2 pseudogenes are annotated in these 9,868 nt (G+C 69.0%); both read left to right on the top strand.

The features are described from left to right. Positions 1-11: 11 nt before the first annotated feature. A pseudogene (locus D2E23_RS06445) lies at positions 12-7,311 on the top strand (fatty acid synthase subunit beta domain-containing protein); the annotation flags it as partial. 62 nt (positions 7,312-7,373) lie between these two features. Further along, positions 7,374-9,407 (top strand): annotated as a pseudogene (locus tag D2E23_RS12025) (beta-ketoacyl synthase N-terminal-like domain-containing protein); the annotation flags it as partial. Positions 9,408-9,868 lie beyond the last annotated feature (461 nt).

Consider the following 9,868-nt stretch of genomic DNA (forward strand, 5'->3'; position numbering starts at 1 on the left):
AGGAACAATCAATGACTAGCAACTTCTTCCTGGACCGTCTCGCCGGCCAACCGCACGCGCTGGCCTTCGCCGGGCAGGGCACCCCGTGGCCCGTCGCGCTCGCCGACCAGACGGCCAACCCCGATCTCGACAAGGCGCTGCACGATCACGTGGCCGCCGCCCACACTATGCTCACCCCCGTGGCCGCCGACCTGCTTGCCACCACCGGCCGTCCGGTCGACCTGTTCGGCTTCGAGCCCAACCCGGCCCGTCTCGGTGCGGCCGCCGCGGCCCCCGCCAGCGTGCCCGGCATCGCGCTCACCCAGCTCGGCGCGCTGCTCGACGCCCGCGCGCTCGGCTACGACGTGGCCGCCACCAAGCCCGTCGCCGTGCTCGGCCACTCGCAGGGCATCCTCGCCGTGCACATGGTCAAGGCCATCCAGGCCGCCGGCTCGTTCGAGGCCGCGGCCCGCCAGATCGACGAGATCCTCGCCACCGCCACGCTCATCGGCGTCGCCGGCACCCGCCAGGCCCGCCAGATCGCGCTCAACTCGCGCAGCGGCGAAGCCACCCCGATGCTCAGCGTGAAGAACGTCACCCGCGCGCAGATCGATGCGCTCGTCGCCCGCGTGGTCAACCCTCGCGGCCCGATCGTTATCGCCGTCACCAACTCCGCCAACCACTACGTGCTCTCCGGCTATCCGGAGGATCTCGGCGCGTTCGAGATCGAGGTCGGCAAGGAGCACGCCCGACAGGCCCGTCTGCGCGAGGAGAAGGTGCGCGGCGGCCGCGTGTTCGACCCCACGCTCGAATACCTCGACGTGACCCTGCCGTTCCACTCGCCGCTCATGGCCGACGCCGTGGAACAGGCCGTGGCATGGGCGCGCGCCTGCGGCATCGACGCCGACCGTGCCCGCGCGCTCGCCGATGAGGTGCTGCTCAGCCATGTGGACTGGGCCGCCCGCGTGCGCGAGACCATGGAATCCACCGATCCGGCCACGCTGTGGGTCGTGGACTTCGGCCCCGGCACGGTCGTGGGCAAGCTGCTCGCCACCGTGGCGCAGGGCACCGGCGTGGGCGTGGTCGACGCGTCCACCACCGAGGCCCGCGCGAAGCTCTCCACGCTGGAGTCCGATCCGGCGCGCACGCAGAACTGGACCCGCTTCGCCCCGCGCGTGCTGCACACGCCGGCCGGCGACAAGGTGCGCACCGCGTTCAGCGATCTGACTGGCAAGCCTCCGGTGCTGCTCGCCGGCATGACCCCCACCACCGTTGAGCCGGAGATCGTGGCCGCGGCAGCCAACGCCGGCTACTGGGCCGAGCTCGCCGGCGGCGGCCAGGTGACTGCCGAGGTGTTCGACCGTCACGTCGCCGGACTCGAAAGCGAGCTTGAGGAGGGCCGCACGGTCGAGTTCAACGCCATGTTCATGGACCGCTACCTGTGGAACCTGCAGTTCGGTTCGCAGCGCATCGTGCCGAAGAAGCGCGCCTCGGGCACGCCGATCGACGGCGTGGTCGTCTCCGCCGGCATCCCCGAGCTCGACGAGGCCGTGGAACTCGTGAAGACCCTGAACGCCGACGGCTTCCCGTACGTGTGCTTCAAGCCCGGCACGGTCGATCAGATCCGTTCCGTGATCCGCATCGCCAAGGCCGTGGCCCCCGTCAAGGTGATCATCGAGGTCGAGGGCGGTGCAGCCGGCGGACACCATTCTTGGGAGTCGCTCGACGACCTGCTGACCAGCACCTACGCCGAGGTGCGCGAGCAGAGCAACATCGTGCTCGTGGCCGGCGGCGGCATCGGCACGCCGGAGCGCGGCGCCGACTACATCACCGGCGAATGGTCCCGCGCCTACGACTTGCCGCTCATGCCGGTCGACGGCGTGCTCGTGGGCACCGCCGCCATGACCGCCAAGGAGGCGCACACCAGCCCGCAGGTCAAGCAGATGCTGGTCGATACGCCCGGCATCACCGCCGCCGCGGACGAGACCGATCCGTTCGCGCCGATCGGCGAGCGCTGGGTGCCGTCCGGCAAGGCCGTGGGCGGCGTGACGTCCGGTCTGAGCCATCTGCATGCTGACATCTACGAACTGGAGAACTCGTCCGCGCAGTGCGGCCGTCTGCTGGTGCGCGTGATGAAGCATCCGGAGGAGCTGGACAGTCGTCGCGAGGAGATCATCGCGGCGCTGAACAAGACCGCCAAGCCGTACTTCGGCGATCTGGAGACCATGACGTACCTGGATTGGGCCCGTCGTTTCGCCGAGCTCGCCTTCCCGTGGGTGGACGACACGTACGCCGATCGTTTCCTGCATTTGCTGCAGCGTATTGAGGCGCGTGTGCGTGCTCAGGATTCCGGCGAGTTCGAGTCGCTGTTCGCCTCCCGTGAGGATGTGGAGTCCGATCCGAACGCGGCGATCGAGCGTTTGGCCGATGCCTATCCGCAGGCCGGCGAGATCACTGTGGTGCCCGCCGACGTGGCGTGGTTCCCGGTGTTGGTGCGCGAGTATCCGAAGCCTATGCCGTTTGTTCCGGTGATCGACAACGATCTGCTGCGCTGGTGGGGTCAGGATCAGCTGTGGCAGTCGGAGGATTCGCGTTACTCCGCCGATTCCGTGCGTATCATCCCCGGTCCGATCTCCGTGGCCGGCGTGACGACGGTGGACGAGCCGATCGCCGACATCCTCGGCCGCTTCGAGCATGCGATGGTCGAGCGCGTGAACGCCGCCGATCATGATGAGGCCGCCGACGTCGACGTCTTCTCCCAGCTGGGCGAGGCCGCGTCCGCCGAGGAGTTCATCCGCAAGAGCCCGAACATCTCCTGGGTCGGTCATCTCATGGCCAACCCGGCGTACGGCACGCCGAACGGCGACAAGTACTACGAGATCCGCAAGGTGGCCGACACCGACCGCGGAGAACTGTTCGATCTCGACATTCATCTGGACACCTACTGGGACAACGATCCCGACGGCGGTGTGAGCAAGCACGCCGTGCGTGACATCGTGATTCCGCTGCTCGTGGACGGCTCCGAGCCGGGCCGCCTGCCCGTGGTGGACCGCGAGACGCTGCCGAAGCACGTGTACGCCATGCTCGCCGCCACGGCCGGCATCGGCAACACCGCCATCACCGGCGACAAGCTGACCGCCATGCCGACGATCGAGGAGCAGGACGACAAGTCCGCGTACCCGTTCGGTCTGGCTCACGCCACGTACACGCTGTCCGCCAATCTCGGATTCGACCATGAGGCGGCCACCGGCGGTGCGCTGCCGGCTAGCCTGATGGCGTCGCGCATCGCGCCCGACGCGCTGGTGGGTCCGGCATGGCCGGCCATCTACGCGGCGCTCGGCTCGGTGTACGTCAACGGCTTCCCGGTGATCGAGGGCCTGCTCAACGCCGTGCACTTGGACCACCTGATCGAGCTCGAGGTGACCGAGGACGAGCTGCTCAAGCACACCGGCGAGACGATCACGCTCACCAGCTGGGCCGAGGACTACTTCGAGTCCGCGTCCGGCCGCGTGGTCACGATCCATGTGAACCACGCCGCCGCCGACGGCACGCTGCTCGCCCGCGAGACCGAACGCTTCGCCATCCGCGGCCGCGCCTACTCCGACGCGCTGCCGCCCGAGGCGCCCGACTACGGCGGCATCGACGCCGATGTGCTCGACACCCCGCGTCGTCTGCTGCGCCGCGTGAAGGTCACCGCCCCCGGCGAGATGACCGCGTTCGCACGCACGTCCGGCGACTTCAACCCGATCCACACGTCGCATCGCGGCGCCGCCGTGAGCGGTCTGGCCGCCCCGCTCGTGCACGGCATGTGGCTGTCCGCCACCGCCCAGCACGCCGTGCAGGCCACCGACGACAAGGGCGCGCACTACGAGATCGCCGGCTGGACGTACAACATGTACGGCATGGTCCAGCTGAACGACGAGGTCGAGATCTCCGTGGAACGCGTGGGCAAGGTGAACCACGGCGGCATGGTGCTCGAAGTGACCAGCCGCATCGATGGTCAGATTGTTTCACGTGGAACAGCGATCGTCCGTGCACCCAAGTCCGCGTTCGTGTACCCAGGTCAGGGCATCCAGAAGCAGGGCATGGTGCTCGACGAGCGCGCCAAGTCCCCGGCCGCCCGCGAGGTGTGGGAGCGCGCCGACAGGCTCACCCGCAGCAAGCTCGGCTTCTCGATCCTCGCCGTGGTTCGCGACAACCCCAAGGAGCTCACCGCCAACGGCGTGACCTACCGTCACCCCGAAGGCCTGCTCAACCTCACCCAGTTCACGCAGGTGGCGCTCGCTACCGTGGCGTTCGCCCAGACCGCGCGTCTGCGCGAGGCCGGCAGCGACATCTGGCCCGCCTACTTCGCCGGCCATTCGCTGGGCGAGTACAACGCGCTGAGTTCCTTCGCCGACATCATTCCGCTGGAGACCGTGCTTGAGCTCGTGTTCCACCGCGGCTCCACCATGCACCACCTCATCGAGCGTGACGCGCAGGGCCGCTCCAACTACCGCATGGGCGCGCTGCGTCCGAACCAGTTCGGCGTGGGCGATTCCGGCGTGAAGGCCTACGTGGAGCAGGTGTCGAAGGAGTGCGGCGAGTTCCTGCAGATCGTCAACTACAACCTGGCCGGCGCCCAGTACGCCGTGGCCGGCACGATCGCCGGACTCAAGTACCTCAAGGAGGACGCGAACCGCCGCGCCAAGGAGGCGGGCGGCAAGCCGGCGTTCATGCTCGTGCCCGGCATCGACGTGCCGTTCCACTCCACGCTGCTGCGCAAGGGCGTGCCCGAATTCCGCGACAAGCTCGACGCGCTGCTGCCCAAGCACATCGACTACCGCGGACGCCTGGTCGGCCGCTACATTCCGAACCTCGTGGCCGTGCCGTTCGAGATGACCAAGGAATTCGCCGCGAAGATCCTCGAGGTCGTGCCGTCCGAGCGCATCAAGGCCGCGCTCGACGATCCGGCCGTGTGGGACTCCTACGCCGCCGACGATCAGAAGCTCGGGCGACTGCTACTCACCGAACTGCTCAGCTGGCAGTTCGCATCTCCGGTGCGCTGGATCGAAACCCAGGCGCTGCTGTTCGGCGACGCCGCGCACAACGGACTCGGTGTGGAGGAGTACGTGGAGGTGGGCCTCGGCAACGCGCCGACGCTCGCCAACCTCGGTGCCAAGACCCTGCGTCTGCCCGACTTCAAGCACCGTCACGTCACCGTGTACAACGTGGGCCGCGACGAGGGCCGCGTGTACATGACGGATTCGGACTCGCTGGTGCCCGACGAGCCGGTCGAGGAGACCTCCGCCCCGGCGTCGACCCCGGCCGCCGCGCCTGCCGCTCCGGCAGCCGCTGCCGCCCCCGCTCCGGCTCCTGCCGCTGCGCCCGCCGCCTCTGCCGCTGCGCCCGCCGCCGACTCCGCGGTCGCCCAGCTCGGCTCCGCGCCCGCCGGCCTGGTCGACGACCTGCCGTTCAAGGCGTCCGACGCCATCGGCGTGCTCATGGCCTACTCCACCAAGGTGCGCATCGATCAGATCGGCGCGAACGACACCACCGACACGCTCACCAACGGCGTGTCCTCCCGCCGCAACCAGCTGCTCATGGACATCAGCTCCGAACTGGGCGTGGCCAGCGTGGACGGCGCCGCCGAAGCGACGCTCACCCAGCTCGCGCAGATCGTGAACAAGGTGGCCCCCAACTACAAGCCGTTCGGTCCGGTGCTCTCCGAGGCCATCCGCGACCGTCTGCGCTCTCTGTTCGGCGCGGCCGGCGTCAAGCCCGCGCACATCCGCGACCGTGTGACCAACGTCTGGCAGCTCGGCGAGGGCTGGGTGGCTGCCGTGACCGCCGCCCTGCTGCTCGACACCCGCGAGGGCGCCAGCTCCCGCGGCGACGACCTAGCCAAGCTGCCCACCGGTGCCGTGGCCAACGCGGCCGCCGCCGACAAGCTCATCGACGACGCGGTGATGCTGGTCGGCCAGACCAAGGGCGTGGCCGTCTCCAAGCCGTCCGCCGGTGGTGCGGCCGGCGGTGCCGTGGTCGACTCCGCCGCGCTCGACGCGTTCGCCGAGAAGGTGACCGGCAAGGACGGCGTGCTCGCCGCCACTGCCCGGTTCGTGCTCAACGAGCTCGGCGTGGCCGCCCCGGTGGCCGAGCCCGGCGAGGACGAGAACGCCGCCGTCGTGGAGGCCGTGAACGCCGAGCTCGGCTCCGACTGGCCCAAGCAGGTCGAGCCGCGCTTCGACGCGAACAAGGCCATCCTGTTCGACGACCGCTGGGCGTCCGCCCGCGAGGATCTGGCCCGCGCCTTCTACCACGACGATCCGGAGGAGCTCGAGGGCTCGTTCCGCGGTCTGGGCAAGGCCGTGGCCGACGAGGCCGCATGGTTCGCCGGCAAGGCCCGCGCGAACGGCAACGAGATCCTCGCCGCCGCGTTCGACGCCATCGCCAGCGAAGCGCTCGAACCCGCGTCCGACGATGAGGCCGCCAGCCGCTACGCCGACGACGTGGCCGTGGTGACCGGCGTGTCCGCCAACTCCATCGCAGGCGAGGTCGTGGCCGGCCTGCTCGCCGGCGGCGCCACCGTGATCGCCACCTCGCACAGCTTCCGCCCGTCCATCAAGGCCTGGGCCAAGCGCGTGTACCGCGAGCATGCGGCCGGCGACGCCAGCCTGTGGCTCGTGCCCGTCAACCTGTCCAGCTACCGTGACGTCGACGCGCTCGTCGACTGGATCGGCAACGTGCAGAAGAAGGTGAACGGCGCCACCACGACCATCCTCAAGCCCGCCTACGAGCCGAGCATGTTCTTCCCGTTCGCGGCCCCGCCCGTGCACGGCACGCTCGCCGACTCCGGCGAACTGTTCGAATCGCAGGCCCGCCTCATGCTGTGGGGCGTGGAACGCGCGATCGCCGGCCTGTCCGCCATCGGCGCCGACACCGACGTGCAGCACAAGCTCCACGTCGTGCTGCCCGGCTCGCCGAACCGCGGCATCTTCGGCGGCGACGGCGCGTACGGCGAGGTCAAGAGCGCGTTCGACGCGATCGTCAACCGCGCCCGCGCCGAAAAGGTGTGGTCCAACAGGGTCACGTTCGCCCACCCGAAGATCGGCTGGGTTCGCGGCACCGGACTCATGGGCGGCAACGACCCGCTGGTCGACGTCGTCGAACGCCACGGCATCCACACGTACTCCACCGCGCAGATCGCCGAGAAACTGCTCGGCCTGTGCACCGCGGAGCAGCGTGAGGCCGCCGTCACGGCGCCGCTCGACGTGGACCTGACCGGCGGACTCGGCAACGATCCGATCGACATCAAGGCACTGCGCGCCGAGGCCATGGCCGACGCCGCGAAGCACGCCGACGACGACAATACGAACGAGTCCGCCGAGGCCGACGCCGCGGCGAAGACCGCCACGCTCAAGGCGCTGCCCACCCCGCACGTGCCGCATCAGGCGCCCGTCGATCTGGCCGACTGGACGAACGTCACCGTCCGTCCGGAGGACGAGATCGTGATCGTGTCCGTGGGCGAACTCGGACCGTGGGGCTCCGGCCGCACGCGCTTCGAAGCCGAACTCGGCATCCACCCCGACGGCACCGTCGACCTGTCCGCCGGCGCGATCCTCGAACTCGCGTGGAACATGGGACTGCTCACTTGGCAGGACAGCCCCAAGCCCGGCTGGTACGACACCGATGGCAACCTCGTTCCCGAAGAGGACATCGCCGAACGCTACCACGACGAGGTCGTGGCCCGTTCCGGCATCCGCCCGTTCGAGGAGGGCATGGGCGCCGACTACAAGGACGGCGCCGACGAGGAGGAGGCCGAGGTCTACCTCGACCACGACGTCGCCTTCTCCGTGCCCAGCGAGGACGTCGCCCGCGAATACGTGAAGCTCGACGAGGCCCACACGAGCATCGCCAAGGACGAGGAGTCCGGCGAATGGACCGTGACCCGCCACGCCGGCTCCATGATCCGCGTGCCGCGCCGCGCCACCATGACGCGCACGGTCGGCGGCCAGTTCCCGAAGGGCTTCGACCCGGTCAAGTGGGGCATCCCCGCCTCCATGGTCGGCGATGTGGACGAGATCGCGCTGTGGAACATCGTGACCACCGTGGACGCCTACCTGTCCGCCGGCTTCACGCCCACCGAGATCCTGCAGTCCATCCATCCATCGCTCGTGGCCAGCACGCAGGGCACCGGCTTCGGCGGCATGCGCTCCATGCGCAAGCTGTACCTCGACCGGTTCCTCAACCACGAGATCCCGACCGACATCCTGCAGGAGGCGCTGCCGAACGTGGTGGCCGCACACGTGATGCAGTCGTACATCGGCGGCTACGGCAACATGATCCAGCCCGTGTCCGCCTGCGCCACCGCCGCCGTCTCCCTCGAGGAAGGCGCCGACAAGATCGCGCTCGGCAAGGCCGACTTCGTGGTCACCGGCGCGATCGACGACATCGGCGTGGAATCGGTGATCGGCTTCGGCAACATGAACGCCACCGCCAACTCCGCGGAGATGTACGGCAAGGGCATCGACGCGCGCTTCTTCAGCCGCGCGAACGACCGTCGCCGCGGTGGCTTCCTGGAATCCCAGGGCGGCGGCACGATCCTGCTCACCCGCGGCGACATCGCGCTGCGCCTTGGCCTGCCGGTCGCTGGCGTGATCGGCTTCATCCACAGCTACGCGGACGGCGCGCACACGTCGATCCCGGCCCCCGGCCTCGGCGCACTGGCGGCTGGACTCGGCGGACGCGATTCGAAGCTCGTGCACGATCTCGCCAAGCTGGGCGTCGCGCCCGACGACATCGCCGTGGTCTCCAAGCACGACACGTCCACCAACGCGAACGACCCGAACGAGTCCGAACTGCACAACACGCTGGCGCACGCCATCGGCCGCACCGACGGCAACCCGCTGTTCGTGATCTCGCAGAAGACGCTCACCGGCCACGCCAAGGGCGGTGCCTGCATCTTCCAGGTCAACGGACTGACGCAGCTGTTCAACTCCGGCGTGATCCCGGCCAACGCGTCGCTCGACTGCGTGGACCCGAAGCTGCGCCGCGACGACCACATGGTGTGGCTGCGCTCGCCGCTCACCGTGGGTGCGGGTGCGGTCAAGGCCGGTCTGGCCACGTCGCTCGGCTTCGGTCACGTGAGCGGTTTCGCCGCGATCGTGAACCCGGGCGCGTTCGAGGCCGCCGTGGCCCACACCGCCGGCGAGAAGGCGCTCGAGGAATGGCGCAAGCGCGCCAACGCCCGACTGGCCGCCGGCCAGCGTCGCCTCGAAAACGGCATGATGGGTCGCGCTCCGCTCTACGAGCCGATCGACAACCGCCGCTTCCGCGAGGACGGCACGCGTCTCGCCAACGGCGGCCGCTACAACGGCCACGAGGTCGAGAAGGCCATGCTCCTCAACCCCGACGCCCGCTTGGGCGCCTCCGGCTACTTCGAAGCTTGACGCGCTGCCTGATGTAGCGGCTCCCCTCAGTCGGCTAGCGCCGACAGCTCCCCTCAGAGAGGGGAGCCGCGGGTATTTGGCCGCGCTTTTCTTTGGTCGCCTCATCCGTCAGCCTTCGGCTGCCACCTTCTTCGGCAGGAATTGACGGACTGCGTCCGGCGTATTTCTGCTCGCCTGTCGGCTCGTCTGAGTCCTACAAACGCCTCCGGCGTTTGCTTTACGGACTCAGCCTGAGGGGAAGGAAAATGCAGAGAGCCGAAGGTATGGCGGTGGCTCCCCTCCGTGGGAGGCTGGGCCCGTAAATCAAACGCCGGCGGCGTTTGTAGGGCCCGGGCGAGCCGACAGGCGAGCGGATATAACGCGACCGTAAGGTCGTCCGTTCTTGCAGGACGAGCTGTCCGCCGCATGGCGGACTGAGGGGAGAGATTCGTCCTGATCGCCCTCGGTTTCCATGACTGAAA

The sequence above is a fragment of the Bifidobacterium callimiconis genome (genome assembly GCF_003952005.1).
Classification (GTDB): Bacteria; Actinomycetota; Actinomycetes; order Actinomycetales; family Bifidobacteriaceae; genus Galliscardovia; species Galliscardovia callimiconis.